Source organism: Pseudoalteromonas sp. AWM4_233 (assembly GCF_056158285.1).
Genome location: NZ_JBSWSZ010000001.1, coordinates 3,103,092 through 3,117,857, shown reverse-complemented (window position 1 = coordinate 3,117,857; position 14,766 = coordinate 3,103,092). Strand labels below are relative to the sequence as shown.

Below are 14,766 nucleotides of genomic sequence, written 5' to 3'. Positions count from 1 at the left end.
TTAATGAGATGTTGGATATTTCCAGAAATAGAAAAATGAATATTTTGAAGTGTAAAGCAAGCTTGCACGCTGAAAGCAATATTTTACAACTATAGTCGAAAAAAACCTTAAAATAGCGCCGATAAATTTGTTTTTACCTGCACTTTTCATTATCTTTACAGCACACACAATTCCACCTTCAAATTATGGAGAATTCCACATGAAAGTTGCTGTATTAGGTGCCGCTGGCGGTATCGGTCAAGCTCTATCTTTACTTCTTAAAAATGGCCTTCCTGCAGGTTCTGAGCTATCTCTATACGACGTAGCGCCAGTTGTTCCTGGTGTTGCTGTAGACCTATCTCACATCCCAACTGCAGTTAAAGTTGCAGGTTTTGGTGCAGATGATCTTGACGCAGCGCTAGCGGGTGCTGACATTGTTCTTATCCCAGCTGGTATGCCTCGTAAGCCTGGTATGGACCGTGCTGACCTTTTCAATGTTAACGCTGGTATCATCAAAACACTTGCTGAAGGTATCGTACGTAACTGTCCTAAAGCACTAGTTGGTGTTATCACTAACCCAGTAAACGGCACTGTACCAATCGTTGCTGAAGTATTCAAAAAAGCGGGTACTTATGAAGCATCACGTGTATTCGGTGTAACTACGCTAGACGTTATCCGTTCAGAAGCATTCGTTGCTGAACTGAAAGGTGTTGACGTATCTGAAGTTAAAGTACCTGTTATTGGTGGTCACTCAGGTACTACTATTCTTCCTCTACTTTCTCAAGTTGAAGGTGTTGAGTTCACTGAGGAAGAAGTTGCAGCTCTTACTCCACGTATCCAAAACGCAGGTACTGAAGTTGTTAATGCGAAAGCGGGTGGTGGTTCAGCGACACTTTCAATGGGTGCAGCAGCAGCACGTTTCTGCTTCTCACTAGTTAAAGGTCTTCAAGGTGAGCAAAACGTTGTTGACTACGCATACGTTGCAGTTGAGAATGGTGACGCAGCATACTTCGCACACCCAGTACGTTTAGGTACTAACGGTGTTGAAGAAATTCTTTCTTACGGCGAGCTAAGCGCGTTCGAAGAGAAAGCGAAGAACGACATGCTAGAAACATTAAACAAAGATATCCAAGAAGGTATCGACTTCATGGCTGCGCAATAATCGCAATCTGAAAGTTTTAAAAACCCGCTTCGGCGGGTTTTTTTATGCCTGAACCTTTTTGCTTGGCATCTTTTGTGTGTTTCATCTTGGTAGCTAAGAGCTAAGAGCTAAGAGCTAAGAGCTAAGAGCTAAGAGCTAAGAGCTAAGAGCTAAGAGCTAAGAGCTAAGAGCTAAGAGCTAAGAGCTAAGAGCTAAGAGCTAAGAGCCAATAAATTAAAAATTAGGGTATAAAAAAGCAGCTACGGCGCTGCTTTTTAATTTGGTAAGTTACTTAAGGTTAGTTATTCAGTGCTAACCTAAGTTCTCTTGAGCGCTCTAACTGGGCAAGTAAGTCTTTAGCAACTGGTTTGAACTTAGCGAGTTCAGTTTTCGGTAGCGGTTCAGACTTAGGTAGTTTTACGGTTTTCGGGTTGCGGTGAACCCCATTTACTAAAAACTCATAGTGTAAATGCGCACCTGTTACACGACCAGTAGCCCCGACAGTACCAATTTTTTGACCCTGCTTTACTTTCTGGCCTGTTTTAACCATACGTTTATTAAGGTGCAGGTACTTAGTGACATACTGACTACCATGTTGGATAAACACATAGTTACCATTGAGTTTGTTATACCCAGATTTAGTCACCTTACCATTACCTGATGAAACAACAGGCGTTCCAACACGTGCAGCATAATCGATGCCTCGGTGCGCCGATACTCTACCCGTCACAGGATGCTTACGGCGTGGGTTAAAGTTAGAGCTGATATATTTAAAGTTAACTGGGGCACGTAAGAAGGCTTTACGCATACTGCGGCCTTCTGGTGTATAGAAATTATCGTCAGTGTGACGGATAGCACTGAAACGCTCACCTTGGTTAATAAACTCAGCGGCAATGATTTTACCATTGCCGATCAGCTCACCATCGACATAATGAGTTTCGTAAACCAAAGAAAAGGTGTCGTCTTTACGAATGTCATTAGCAAAATCGATATCCCAACCAAAGATGTCTGCAAAGTTCATAATTTGACGTTCAGATAAACCAGCAGAAATACCTGCCGTCCAGAAGCTTGACTTGATTTTACCGCCAGCGCTTTGATTGACAGTTTCGATTTCTTTGCTGTGAATAGCCGTTTGGTATTTTCGTTCTTCATCTAAAGACACCAACAAGGTATCAGTTTTCGAAAGCACATATTTAAGATGGGTTAACTCACCTTCGGCATTTTTTGCAAAACTCAACACTTCACCAGGATGGATTTTAGTCAGTTTGCGAGTTTCAGCATTGGTGTTAACTAATTTATGTAGAGTTTGCGCTGAAAAACCTGCACGCTTGAACAGCACCGCAAGGCTATCACCATGCTTTACTTCAAAGTCATTGAATTCAAGGGTATCAATTGTGGTTTTTTCTGGCGCTTGAACTTCTGTGGGAGCACTTAAAGTTGTAAGTTGCTCTTCATTTTCAGAAACTTTTACGGGTAATTCGTAACGCTTGCCAACTTCGAGCGCTTTTTTGTCACTGTCTCTTGATGCAGTTGCCTTTTCTGACGGCCATAAAGCAATTATCAGCATGACAGAAATGCAGGTAAGAATAAGCAGTTTGTGTTTTTTAGGAAGCTTATGAACAACGTGAACCATAACGCGCCTTTTCTGCTGTCAAGATAAATCGGTAATAATATTGCAGGATATACGCAATAAAGCGTGAATACCAGTGTTTTGTGCATTTAAACTGATCTGAATATAGGCTAGAATCGTGCGATAAACTGTATATTTTGGAGCGACGAATGGTGGACTTTGAAACTGCATTAGCCGAGATTAAGCGCGGTGCAGAAGAGATTCTTATTGAAGATGAATTAAAGGAAAGATTGAAATCTGGTAAAAAGCTAAAAATTAAAGCGGGTTTCGATCCAACAGCACCAGATTTGCATTTAGGTCACACTGTTCTAATTAATAAAATGAAAACCTTCCAAGACTTAGGTCATGAGGTTATTTTCTTAATCGGTGATTTCACCGGTATGATTGGTGATCCAACGGGTAAAAACGTCACTCGTAAACCACTAACACGTGAAGACGTGTTAGCAAATGCTGAAACTTATAAAGAGCAAGTTTTCAAAATCCTAGATCCTGCAAAGACCACAGTAGCATTTAACTCTACTTGGATGGAACAGCTAGGCAGTGCAGGCATGATCAAACTAGCTGCACGCCAAACGGTTGCGCGTATGCTAGAGCGTGATGACTTTAAAAAGCGTTATGCTGGCGGTCAAGCGATTGCAATCCATGAGTTCTTATATCCTTTAGTACAAGGTTGGGATTCTGTTGCACTGGAAGCTGACGTAGAATTAGGTGGTACTGATCAGCGCTTCAACCTACTAATGGGTCGTGAGTTGCAAAAAGATGAAGGTCAAAAGCCACAAACAGTATTAATGATGCCGTTACTAGAAGGGACAGATGGCGTTCAAAAAATGTCTAAGTCACTAGGTAACTACATTGGTATTACTGATGCACCTAACGACATGTTTGGTAAAGTCATGTCAATTTCAGATGAATTAATGTGGCGCTATTACGAGTTATTAAGCGCACTTTCAATTGAAGAAATTGAAGGCCTTAAGCAAGAGGTTGCAAATGGTCGTAACCCGCGTGACATTAAGATTGATTTTGCTAAAGAAATGATCGCACGCTTCCATAGTGAAGCAGATGCTGAAGCTGCACACCAAGATTTCATTAAGCGTTTCCAAAAGAATGCTTTACCTGATGAGATCCCAGAAGTGACTATCACAATTGATGAAGACTCTACGATGATCTCTCAACTTCTTAAAGAAGCGGGTCTTGTAGCTAGTACTTCAGAAGCCATGCGTATGATTAAGCAAGGCGCTGTTAAGTTAAACGGTGAAGAGAAAGTGACTGATAGTAAGCTTGTGATTGAGAAAGGCTCTACACAGATTTACCAAGTTGGTAAGCGTAAGTTTGCAAAAGTGACAGTAAGCTAAACACTCGTTATTTCCAATATTAAAAAGCTGGATTTAAACCAGCTTTTTTTATGTCTGTTTTTTATGCTTATTTGCTTAAGTATTTAAATAAAGCGCAACAAACCAATCTAAAAGCCATATCAGTGCTATCAAAGAGAAAGTAAACCACTTAATTCTTTCTAAAAATGTTAAACACTGCTTAATATCTTCAGGCTCAGGGTGACGTTCAGCGCCGATACGCATTTTCGCAAAGCGCTCACCTTGATATTTACACGGGCCACCTAACTGAATTGATAGGTTTGCTGCAAATAGAGATAAGATCCAGCCAGTATTCGTTTGATAGCAGTGCCTTGCATAGTGCTTGAAGTAATGAAAAGTTTTCTTGCCTTGTAAAAACAAGGCCAGTAAAAAGATAAAGCCTCTGAGCGGTAAAAACTCAATATAAAAAATGGCTGTCTGCAATGGTTTTATAAAAGCGCTATTCGGCGGCATGCGCTTGCGCCAAGCATGATCACACACCAGTAGTAATTTAAAAGAGAATGCAGCGAGCGGGCCGAGTAATAAGTAAAAGAAAATCACAAGATAGTAGTGGCGAACCGTTCTTAAGGCTGTGCTATCTATGCAGGCTTTGGCAATGCCTATACTTGATAACTCATTGACTTCACGAACTACGTTTTGTGCCAACAATTGCCTCGCCGTTGCTTTTTGTTTTTGTTGTAGAAGTGCAGCTATGCGTTTGGCTCTTTGTAAAACGCGAGTATCTAAACAAAAGTAGAGCACTAATCCCCCGAGCCAAGCTGGGTAAAATGCAAACTGACTGATCAGCACTGCAATAAGTACAATGGTAAAAATGGGGAGAAAGAAACCTAATACACCGGCTATTTTTTGTAATGAGGCACTCCGCTCAGGTTTAAAGACACGAGCGCCTATGCGTTCAAAAATAAGCGAAAAGAAAGTAATAGGGTTGTAGCTATTCAGCAGCGGTAACGAGTGAGCCGCTGCTATCGCGCAGATAAAAATAATGAGGCTTTGAAAAGCCTCAAACTGCTGACTTTCTACCATTACAAGCCAGTGTTGTTTAGCTGCTCAAGTAGTTCAGTCACTAGTTTAGAAGAATTTACAGAAGCAACTTCTAGGTATTCTTCAAAAGATTGTGGAGACTCTTTACCTGCAATATCTGATAGAGAACGGATCACAACAAATGGCGTATTAAGTACATGACATGCCTGAGCAATTGCTGCGCCTTCCATTTCTACAGCTAGCATTGATGGGAAATCTTGACGCGTTTTGTCAATGCGAACAGGATCACACATAAAAGAATCACCAGTACAAATTAAGCCAACCTTTGTTTGTGTGTCTTCAAGGATAGCTACACTCGCTTTCGCAGCGTCAATTAATGCTGCATGAGCCGCAAAGCCAGCAGGCATTTGTGGGACTTGACCAATCTCGTAGCCAAAAGCTGTTACATCTACATCGTGGTGGCGAACTTCGTCAGAAATAACCACATCACCGACATTTAATTCAGGATCAAAGCCGCCAGCAGAACCGGTATTAATGACGCAGTCTGGGTTGAAATTATCAATTAAAAGGGTTGTCGCAACGGTTGCTGCCACTTTACCAATGCCAGATTGAACTAGAGTCACAGTATGACCGGCTAGTTCGCCAGTATAAAAAGTGAAGCCGCCTTTAGTTAGCTCTTCTTTGTTTTGTAAAGCCTCACGCAAAATTGCAACTTCAGGCTCCATTGCACCGATAATACCTACTTTCATGATTTCTATTCCTCAAAAAATTTTCGCTAGTATAGCCTATCGTACTTTTATAAAAAACTTGTTCATATCAGCGATGATATAAAGCTTTATCATCATGGTATTGAGTGCAAAGCATCTATTTAGAAAGAAAAAAGCCCTTTGAATATTCAAAGGGCTTACGTGACATATGGAAACTTTTAAATTTCAGCAAGCTGGGTTTGCGTTGAATGCGCCTTTGCTTGCGAAGGAGAAAGCACTGCAGGCTTCTCTGTACGTGTTCTCGGTTTGCGAACTGGTTGCGGTTGTTGACCAATTTTATACAAAATTGCGCTACGTACTTCATTTGCTTTATAGCCTGTTTTTACTTTCATACGAATATGTGGAATATTCGCTGACTCTAAAGCACCATTAACAAACCAATCTTTTTGCGCTTTATGGCCACTCTTGTTCGAATTGTTTACAAGATCAACAGCCGCAACAATGTTTAGTGTGGTTTTATCAATGAGTACGTAATCGAGTTGTTTATTTTTAGCTTTTGCCAACGCCGCTCTGCGCGCTTTTTTTGACAAACCGGGCTTACACTCGATTAAATCAATCAACTTCACACGGCTGACAATCTTAAATTTATCGCCAACTGCACGTTCTAATAGACTTAGGAAAGTGGCTTCAACAGTACTGAAGACAGATTCTTTACGATTGAAAGGGTATGGATTGCCACCTACATCGGTATATTTTGCAATGACGATCGAAGCGCCAGCTACCAATGCAAAAACTAATAATAAAGCGAACTCCATATAACACTCCACAACAACAATTTGACTTTGATCTTTATAAGCAAAGTTCTTGCCAATTGTGGAGTGAAAACAAGTTTAAGCTGAATAACCGCCAGGTAAGCCTTTGAATGCATAGGCCACAGCGTCGTGAGCATGTAAAGACTCGTAGTGATTAATCTTGATATAGTAGTCGGCAAACCCTGCGTTTTCGAACAGTGCTTTGAGCTTTCTTGCCGCATCTTCACAAAACATCAGGTTTTGGCCGTTCAAACGAGCGAACTCTTGCTCATCTTCCCGTTTCACTGCCGCTTGAACGGGGGTTTTAAGTTCATCTTCAACTAAGTTGACTAACCCTACAATGTCGAATTCTTGACAGTTTTCATCAAGTTTAACTTTAATGTTTGAAATACTACGTTGCGAATGCGGTGTTGCTAATACGCCCTCGGTAGTGCCAAGCCAAGCATGCACTTCTTCGTGAGAAATGTCTTTATCTTTAAACTTCGCTGCGAAAGCATCTTGAATAAGTTGACGAGCTAACGCCGCAGAGCAAGGACAAGTAGATGAGTAGGTAACATCTAATGCCAGTTCTATAGAAAACGTTTGGTTAACCAACGAGGCAGTAATGCTAACAGGGTAACTTTTCCAACCTTGTTTTTTGCTTAGTAAAGAAGGTCGGCGTAGTGGCAATTCAAAGTTAATAACCACTTTTGCCGCATCGCTGATATCTTGGTGTGTCGTTACAAATTCGTCGAGAAGTTGCTTTAATGTACTTGGAGAAAGGGCTTGTTCACAAGACAAATTATCTAGAGCTAAGAATAAGCGAGACATATGAATGCCTTTCGCGTCTTCTTTATGCAGGTTTACAAATGCGTCTGCTTTTGCTGTTACAGGTTGCTCCGGCAAGCCTTTTGTTGCAAGCATTAAAGGTAGCTCGATGTTACCCATTCCTACCCAATCTAATTTACCGGTTTGAAGTGCATCGGCTGAATGAGCAATATCTGGCATTGTAGTCTGCATGTTAACCCTCTTTTTCACGACATTTTCGAGTCGCGCATATTACACTATTTAACGCTTTAATGCGTATATGTTCGCATTATCAATTAGCGCGTTTATTAAGAACTGTTAAGAACTTTATACGTCTATTGTGGCTTTTTGGACTTTTAATGCTTTGGGATTAATCACTTGCTTGCGTATAATGAAACAGTTAACGGAGCAAATTGATTAATATGATAGATTCTTCATTTGGATCATGGCTAAAAGTCCTTGCCAATGTGATTAATAAGTACGGTGAAAAACAAGCTGGAGTGCTGTGTTATTGCCTAATATTACTCGCCTCACTAATTCTGTCGTGCATGTTCTACTATGTGGCGTTAGGCGAGATTGTCATTGTTGATGTATTGGCAATTATGTTTTTTGCCGCCGTTACTTCTCCTGCCTTACTGGTTATTTGCATTCAAGCACTCAAAGAACTTGAGGCTTCCAGAGCGTATTTAGATACTGCAACTCAACAAGAAAAGCTTTTAAATCAGAGCTTAAAAGACAATATAACCCGGCTAAACAGCGAAATTGACGAACGTAAAATCGCTTTACATGCTAAGCATCGAGCCATTGAAGAGTTACGTCGTGAAATCGCAGAGCGTAAGAAAACGCAGCAAGAACTCGCGCAACAAAGTATGCTGCTTCGCTCAATTGTCGATTCTTCTCCCGATTTATTCTATTACCGCGACGAGCGAGGTATTTTTGCTGGTTGCAACAAGATGTTTGAAAAAGTCATGGGTAAGCATAGCGATGAGCTTATCGGTAAAAGTGTTTTTGATATTTACCCTGAAAGCTACATTCCTGAAGTGCTTAAAACCGATGAGCAAGTTGCGAAAACGCATCAAGCGCTCACGCTAGACGTTGAGTATCCGGTCAATGATGAAAACCGCTGGTTTGAGATGCGCAAGCTGCCATTTATCAATGAGCAGGGCGAGTATATTGGTCTACTTGCGTTTGGCCGTGACATTACTTCGCGTAAAGAGGCAGAACAGGAGCTTGAAACAGCCTATAAAGATAAAGGTAAGTTCATTGCGACTTTAAGTCATGAGCTTCGCACACCACTGAATGGCATCGTAGGTTTAACTCGTATGATGCTAGACACAGATCTGAGCAAGCAACAAAAGAGCTGGTGTAATACCATTTTCTCGAGTGCAGAAACCTTAGGTAATATTTTCAACGACATCATAGATCTCGATAAAATCGATAGAGAGCAGTTAGATATTGCTGCCGACAGTATCAATGTCTCAGATTTTATTAATGATGTGGTGAATTTTGCTGGGCTTATTGCAGAGCAAAAGGGGTTAGAGTTCAATATTAGCAGGCAAGGGATCTTAGATGTCTACGCTTTATTAGACCCAACTCGCTTAAGACAAGTGCTTTGGAATTTAATTAACAATGCCGTGAAATTCACCCACAGAGGCAGTGTGACACTTGAGTGTAAACGTGAAAATCGTGATGGCGAAGTGTGGCTCGTTATGAGCATTACTGATACGGGATCAGGTATTGCACAAGATCAACTCGCTAGAATATTCGAAATGTATTACAAGGCACCAAGTGCAAATGGTTCGAATGCCATAGGTTCAGGGATTGGACTAGCAGTGACGAAAGCGCTTGTTGAAGCAATGCAGGGCAACATTCAAGTGAGTAGTATTGTTGGTCAAGGAAGTCGTTTTGAGGTTGAAATTCCACTAACCTTGACAGCAGCACCAAAAGAGCAAAGCTATGCTGGTCGTAGCCTTTACATTCTGTTAGTTGAAGATGTGCCTTTGAATGCAGAAATCGCGACAAACCTACTTGAGCAGCGAGGGCATGAAGTCATTTGGGCCGAAACAGGTGAGGATGCACTTTCGTTTGTTGCAACTGAAGATGATCTCGATTTGGTCTTACTCGATATGCAATTGCCAGATATCAATGGTGATGAAGTTGCTCGGGAGATTAGAGCTGACAGCCATTTCGATAAATTACCTATCGTCGCCTTAACAGCTAATGTTCGTAGTGCAGAAGAAGAGCTTGAAGGGATAAGCATTCAAGGCGCACTAGCTAAGCCAATCAATACTATTAAGCTTGATAAAATGCTTGCAGAGTTATTCGGTATTAATGCCAGAGCGACTAAACCTAAACTCATAGAAACTAAAGCCAATTGTGCAGATAAACAAGCTGAATTTACTTTGCTTGAAATGGAAACTATCTGTGATTTTATCGACTCAATGGGCGTTGAAGCGTTTAAACGAAGTTCAGATCTATTTGCTAAGTTAAGTCCTAAGTATTGTGAAGAATTACAGCAATCTATCGATAGCAGTGACTTCGATGAATACAGCTCTGTGGCTCATAAACTTAAAGGCGCATCTGGTTCAGTTGGTTTAAAGCAAGTTCAAGAACATGCTAAAAAGATGGAAAAAGAAGTGGCTGAAGTTGGATCTGAAGTCGCTCAAACCTGGTTAGGCGAATTATATGATTTGCTTGAAGCGGGACAAAAAGAACTTAAAACGGTTGTTGATAGTTGGAATGGGTAACTGTTAAAGAGCAAGTTAGCATAGTATGAGTGAGGGGCTTCATATTGAAGTTATTCAAAATACTTTTGAGCCCTCAGTTTAGAAATGATACTTTAAAACAATGAATTTTAGTCATTAAAAAAGGGCCGAGAGGCCCTTTTTTACAAGTATAAACTAGTAAAATTGATTAGCTATCAATCTTACCGATGAAGCGGTAACCTTCACCGTGAATAGTACTAATTAGCTCAGAAGTATTAGTATCACTTTCAAAGTGCTTACGAATACGACGAATAGTAACATCAACTGTTCTGTCATTTGCGCGAAGTTCACGACCAGTCATATGCTTAATCAATTGCTCACGGCTGAAAATACGGCCCGGTGAATCAAGCATTAAACGTAAAGCACGGTACTCGCCTTTAGGTAAGCGCTTAGCTTCACCTGCAGGAGATGTTAAACAACGGCTATTCTCATCAAGTTCCCAGCCGTTGAACGTAATTACACCACTGCTTTCAACAGATGCATCTTCAGGGCTGTTACCTGTACGAGAGATTAAGTTACGAGCACGAATTGTCAGCTCTCTTGGATTGAAAGGTTTTGTGATGTAATCATCAGCACCAATTTCTAAACCAAGAATACGGTCAACATCATTGTCGCGGCCAGTTAAGAAAATTAAGCCAACGTTTTTCTTCTGACGAAGTTCGCGAGCTAAGATTAAGCCATTCTTGCCTGGTAAGTTAATGTCCATAATAACCAGGTTGACATCATCATGAGTCGTTAGCTTGTCGTGCATATCATCGCCATCAATGGCTTCAATTACTTTGTAACCTTCTGCCTCAAATAAACTAACGAGGTTCAAGCGAGTTACGTCTTCATCCTCAACAATCAGAATGACTGGCGTTTGCATTATCATTTAACCTTTTAGGAATATGTTATTTACATTTTATTCGGTACTAGAAGAAAAAACCGAATATTTAGGATTATAGGAGTATATCTAAATGTTAACAAGTAAAATCAGTTAGGGTGAAACTTTGCTACGGCGAGTAACCGAGAAAGTACTTTAAAGTTATGTTTTGCAATCTGTTGCTTATTAACATAAAGCCTGATTTTATTGCCCTCTTGAACAAGCGCCGCCATTCCTTCATTATCTAAAAAACTGAGGTTATCACTAACCATTAACATATCTAGGGGCGTATTCTTGTCATAAGAAGACAGTATATCATTGCCAAGAGCTCCATCAAAGTATGTGATTTCACATTGACTGGAAAGTTCCAAAATAGCGGTGTTTTTTTCTACTTTTTTTATGCTAATTGGTAAACCTTTTATTTTCAGGCTTTTATTTTTAGTAAGTATCGCGCCGGGCCCTGACTTCAGATCATAAAAACAAAAACGGATGCCGCTATCGCCCATTGATGGAAATTCAATAAAATTTGCCATTTGATATAAAAAAGCAGAGCGAATTTGTTCCGGTGTTTTGGACATAACACCGAAAGAGCAAATTAACAGAAAGCAGGTTAACCAAAACCTCATGATGTCAATTCGCCTAATGGTAAAGAAATAACAAATCGAGTGCCATCGCTATAGTCTTCGTCTAGAGTAATAGAGCCATCTAAAGCCTGAGTGACTAGGTTGTAAACTAAGTGCATACCTAGACCACTGCCACCTTCCCCCCGTTTGGTTGTTACAAATGGATCGAAGATCCTCTTTTTAATAGAAGTTGGTACGCCACTACCATTATCCACATAAGTAATCTCTAGGTTGCTTCCCTTGCTTTCAGCACCAATTTTGATCTGATTACTTTGCTCATCTTCAAAACCATGAATAAGAGAATTCGATATGAGTTGTTCGAATATTTGCTGAAGAGGACCTGTCTTACTCGAAATAGTTAAATTTTCAGGTAGGCTTAATTCAATCTCTGGTGACTTTATAGAAATCTCAGCATTCATTGCCATTAAGATATTACTTAGCAAAGACTTCACGTTAACGTCGGCGCTAATTTCAGTATCTTGACTCACTGCCACACGCTTAAAGTTAGAGATAAGATCAGCGGCACGGTTTAAATTTCGATATATAAGATCAAGGTTTTCAACTCCATCGTTAATAAATCTTTCTAGTTGTTTAGATGTGAGCGTCTTTTGTTCAAAGGCCGACTGTATATCAGCGAGCTTATCTCTTAAAAGCGTTGAGCCTGTAACGCCAAGGCCAATTGGCGTATTAACTTCATGGGCAACTCCCGCAACCATTTGACCTAAAGATGCCATTTTTTCGCTTTCGACAATCTGGTTTTGGTATTGATGCATGCGCTCTAGGGTATTTAGCAATTCTTGATTTGCTTCACGAAGCGCGATGGTTCTTTGGTTTACTTTTTCTTCCAAGCTTTGATTAAGTTGATTAATTTCTTGTTTATCAGCTTCGTGACGTTCAATTTGGTTTTGTGTACGTGAAAGCATGATATTGAGGTTGTTTGAAAGGGTGTTTAACTCTTCAATGTGACTGCTTGATGCACGCGTGTTGTAATTATGGTTTTTTGATACATCCTGGAGTAATAAAGATAAATCTTCAATTGGCGCGGCTATGCGCTTTTGAATACTACGAGCAACGAGAAGTACCAATAATAAGACGAATAAAGTCAGTAAAATATCAACTAAGATTTTGTTGTTGATGTACTTATTCAGCCTCTCAAGAGAGCCCCTAATATAAACATAACCCTCAATTTTCCCTTCATACTCAACGGGTTTTATTAGCTCTATATGATCGTCAGTGATGCGAGGTATTTTGAGATCATCAATACTGCCCACCTTCAACGGTACGGGAGGTGTTTTACTGGCGTTATAGCTGGTAAAGAAAACGGGTTTTTTAGTGACGTCGTCTATGTCATAAATATGTATGTTTTTTACAAGCTCAACTTTACTAAATGACTTTAAACGTTTTTCTTCAGTTTTTCTGTCTTCGAAAATCAGCGTGATCTGCGCATTAAAAGCAATGATATCGGCTATCATGTCAAGCTTATTAATGATCAGTTGCTTTTGTTCTTTAACGTCAAGGTAAGTGGAAATAGAAATAGACAGCGATAGGCATAGAGCTGTTACGAGCATAACTGCGCTGATCAATACCTTTCTAATGCTTGTTTTTGTTATTTGTTTAGCCATTCGCTAGCCTTTGCAACCTACATGCTTACCAATACGGTTTGAGTAGTAGACATAAACTTCAAATTTTTGAAAAGTTTACAAAAATAAAACGTTATTTATAACTTTAATAAACTTAGTGTAGCAAAGGGAAAAAATAAAAATAACTAAAAATTGCGATGGAGCTTATGCTATTTTTCTCTAAGTTTGAATTAATTCATTCTTTGTTCTTAGAAATGCAAGTTAGGTTATTTAGTTAAAAAAAATAGTCTGGTAACTTAAGGAAGTTTTGAGCAAGGGCCATCAAGCGTTAATAAAGCTGAATGACCCATTAAGTAAAGTGGTTAAGATTTTTGTGCGTGGTACACCGCAAATTTATTATTTTTTGCAATGGTTTCATATTCGCCAAACTGTGCTTCTAAGATTGGCTGATATTTTAAGAAGCTATTAGCAACTATGGTGAGCTTGCCTTTAGGTTTTAAGAATTGCTTAGAAAGCGCCAAAAAGTCTTCAGCAATTTGATAATCAGTTGAAATACCCGTATGGAATGGCGGATTACTGATGATTAAATCAAATTGACCAGACACAGATTGCATGCCATCACTCAAAATCACATTGCCTTCGAGGTTGTTTAGTTTTAGTGTCTGTTCGGTAGCATATACAGCCAAAGCGCTAACATCTAAACAGTTCAGTCTCAATTCTGGTGTTTTTAGTCCTAGGTAAGTGGCGATAATCCCTGCACCACAGCCAAAATCTAGCACTTTGCCTTTGTACGGCACGGCAATTTGCTCGAGTAACAGACGAGTACCATCATCTAATTTACCGTGATTGAAAACCCCTGGCACACTTGCTACTTCAAAACTCTGGTCGTTCACACTAACTGTGAATGTGGTTTGGTAACTGCTGATATCAAAACGCTCTAATAAATTTAAATCAGCAAATTCAAACAAAACGCAGTGTTTCGCGCTTTCTAATTTATAAAATTCACCTGTAAAAGGCTTAAACTGCTTTTCAGCAGATTTAACGCCCCCTTTGTTGTCACCAACAATTAATACACGTGTTTTAGGTGAAGCAATAGCTCGGATATTATCAAGCATCATCAAGGCTTCTGGCTTTGACTTCGGGTAGTAATAGATAATTAAATCGAGTTCTTCCAAGGTAGGCAAACTATGACCAACATGACTAGTAATGCCTTTGTGCTTTTGTGAGTCTTGGTGATCAGCCTCGTTGTAGCTAAAAGCGTGAATATCGCTATTTGGGTTTAATTGCTTTAACTCGCGAAGAAAGCCGTCGCGCATGGTGTTAATCACTAAAATGCGTTCGCCTGTCAGTTCTTCTTCGTTACGAAGAAGCAATAAACTTGGGTTTGCTAATCGACTCATAAATACTCTATTTAAAATCTCTACTTAATTTTGCGCAAAAGCAAAATTATACCAATCCTATTCAGTAAGAATTATTGTGGAGAGGTATTAACCTAATACCATTAAGATAAAAGAGCCATTGGGCTCTTCT

12 protein-coding genes are annotated in these 14,766 nt (G+C 39.9%); 3 read left to right on the top strand and 9 right to left on the bottom strand.

Annotated features, from left to right (window positions below; all coding sequences use genetic code 11):
• Nucleotides 1-199: 199 nt before the first annotated feature.
• Nucleotides 200-1,141, top strand: coding sequence for a malate dehydrogenase (gene mdh / locus ACXAC4_RS14085; protein ID WP_058030924.1), 942 nt, complete (start codon nt 200-202; stop codon nt 1,139-1,141).
• A 277-nt stretch (nt 1,142-1,418) separates the two neighbouring features.
• On the opposite strand, the gene ACXAC4_RS14080 is transcribed toward mdh, so the two are convergent.
• Nucleotides 1,419-2,753 (bottom strand): peptidoglycan DD-metalloendopeptidase family protein, encoded by a 1,335-nt coding sequence (locus tag ACXAC4_RS14080; protein ID WP_475162680.1) that lies wholly within the window; start codon nt 2,751-2,753, stop codon nt 1,419-1,421.
• Nucleotides 2,754-2,902: 149 nt separating this feature from the next.
• Between ACXAC4_RS14080 and tyrS the strand changes: the two genes are divergently transcribed.
• Complete coding sequence (gene tyrS, locus ACXAC4_RS14075; protein WP_349285742.1) at nt 2,903-4,102, top strand: tyrosine--tRNA ligase; 1,200 nt, start codon at nt 2,903-2,905, stop codon at nt 4,100-4,102.
• Nucleotides 4,103-4,177: 75 nt separating this feature from the next.
• Here tyrS and ACXAC4_RS14070 read toward each other — a convergent pair whose 3' ends face one another.
• The 4 genes from ACXAC4_RS14070 to folE2 all read right to left on the bottom strand — a co-directional run bounded on the left by ACXAC4_RS14070 (nt 4,178) and on the right by folE2 (nt 7,619).
• Complete coding sequence (locus ACXAC4_RS14070; RefSeq protein ID WP_475162678.1) at nt 4,178-5,143, bottom strand: cobalamin biosynthesis protein CobD/CbiB; 966 nt, start codon at nt 5,141-5,143, stop codon at nt 4,178-4,180.
• Nucleotides 5,143-5,850, bottom strand: coding sequence for a 5'-methylthioadenosine/S-adenosylhomocysteine nucleosidase (mtnN, locus tag ACXAC4_RS14065; protein WP_475162676.1), 708 nt, complete (start codon nt 5,848-5,850; stop codon nt 5,143-5,145). Before mtnN ends, ACXAC4_RS14070 begins: the two co-directional genes overlap by 1 nt.
• A gap of 176 nt (nt 5,851-6,026) precedes the next feature.
• Nucleotides 6,027-6,623, bottom strand: a complete 597-nt coding sequence (locus ACXAC4_RS14060; RefSeq protein ID WP_058030920.1) for a DUF2726 domain-containing protein — start codon at nt 6,621-6,623, stop codon at nt 6,027-6,029.
• Nucleotides 6,624-6,698: 75 nt separating this feature from the next.
• The gene (gene folE2 / locus ACXAC4_RS14055) at nt 6,699-7,619 is read right to left on the bottom strand and encodes a GTP cyclohydrolase FolE2 (protein WP_475162674.1); all 921 of its coding nucleotides are present in this window, start codon (nt 7,617-7,619) and stop codon (nt 6,699-6,701) included.
• 209 nt (nt 7,620-7,828) lie between these two features.
• Between folE2 and arcB the strand changes: the two genes are divergently transcribed.
• Nucleotides 7,829-10,153: an aerobic respiration two-component sensor histidine kinase ArcB gene (gene arcB, locus ACXAC4_RS14050; RefSeq protein WP_475164138.1), complete on the top strand. Its 2,325-nt coding sequence runs from the start codon at nt 7,829-7,831 to the stop codon at nt 10,151-10,153.
• A 166-nt stretch (nt 10,154-10,319) separates the two neighbouring features.
• Here the strand turns inward: arcB and arcA are convergent, their stop codons facing one another.
• The 4 genes from arcA to ACXAC4_RS14030 form a co-directional block, all read right to left on the bottom strand.
• Nucleotides 10,320-11,036, bottom strand: a complete 717-nt coding sequence (arcA, locus tag ACXAC4_RS14045) for a two-component system response regulator ArcA (RefSeq protein ID WP_138480158.1) — start codon at nt 11,034-11,036, stop codon at nt 10,320-10,322.
• A gap of 107 nt (nt 11,037-11,143) precedes the next feature.
• A complete protein-coding gene (locus ACXAC4_RS14040; protein ID WP_475162671.1) occupies nt 11,144-11,611 on the bottom strand; it encodes a YfiR family protein in 468 nt (155 codons plus the stop codon).
• 44 nt (nt 11,612-11,655) lie between these two features.
• Nucleotides 11,656-13,278, bottom strand: coding sequence for an ATP-binding protein (locus ACXAC4_RS14035; RefSeq protein ID WP_475162669.1), 1,623 nt, complete (start codon nt 13,276-13,278; stop codon nt 11,656-11,658).
• A gap of 320 nt (nt 13,279-13,598) precedes the next feature.
• Nucleotides 13,599-14,636: a methyltransferase gene (locus ACXAC4_RS14030; RefSeq protein WP_475162667.1), complete on the bottom strand. Its 1,038-nt coding sequence runs from the start codon at nt 14,634-14,636 to the stop codon at nt 13,599-13,601.
• Between the last annotated feature and the right edge of the window lie 130 nt (nt 14,637-14,766).

What these genes read in the sequence shown, in the direction of transcription:
- mdh (WP_058030924.1), top strand. Translation starts at nt 200, where the DNA reads ATGAAAGTTGCTGTATTAGGTGCCGCTGGCGGTATCGGTCAAGCTCTA.
- ACXAC4_RS14080 (WP_475162680.1), bottom strand. Translation starts at nt 2,753, where the DNA reads ATGGTTCACGTTGTTCATAAGCTTCCTAAAAAACACAAACTGCTTATT.
- ACXAC4_RS14070 (WP_475162678.1), bottom strand. Translation starts at nt 5,143, where the DNA reads ATGGTAGAAAGTCAGCAGTTTGAGGCTTTTCAAAGCCTCATTATTTTT.
- mtnN (WP_475162676.1), bottom strand. Translation starts at nt 5,850, where the DNA reads ATGAAAGTAGGTATTATCGGTGCAATGGAGCCTGAAGTTGCAATTTTG.
- ACXAC4_RS14060 (WP_058030920.1), bottom strand. Translation starts at nt 6,623, where the DNA reads ATGGAGTTCGCTTTATTATTAGTTTTTGCATTGGTAGCTGGCGCTTCG.
- folE2 (WP_475162674.1), bottom strand. Translation starts at nt 7,619, where the DNA reads ATGCAGACTACAATGCCAGATATTGCTCATTCAGCCGATGCACTTCAA.
- arcB (WP_475164138.1), top strand. Translation starts at nt 7,829, where the DNA reads ATGATAGATTCTTCATTTGGATCATGGCTAAAAGTCCTTGCCAATGTG.
- arcA (WP_138480158.1), bottom strand. Translation starts at nt 11,036, where the DNA reads ATGCAAACGCCAGTCATTCTGATTGTTGAGGATGAAGACGTAACTCGC.
- ACXAC4_RS14040 (WP_475162671.1), bottom strand. Translation starts at nt 11,611, where the DNA reads ATGTCCAAAACACCGGAACAAATTCGCTCTGCTTTTTTATATCAAATG.
- ACXAC4_RS14035 (WP_475162669.1), bottom strand. Translation starts at nt 13,278, where the DNA reads ATGGCTAAACAAATAACAAAAACAAGCATTAGAAAGGTATTGATCAGC.
- ACXAC4_RS14030 (WP_475162667.1), bottom strand. Translation starts at nt 14,636, where the DNA reads ATGAGTCGATTAGCAAACCCAAGTTTATTGCTTCTTCGTAACGAAGAA.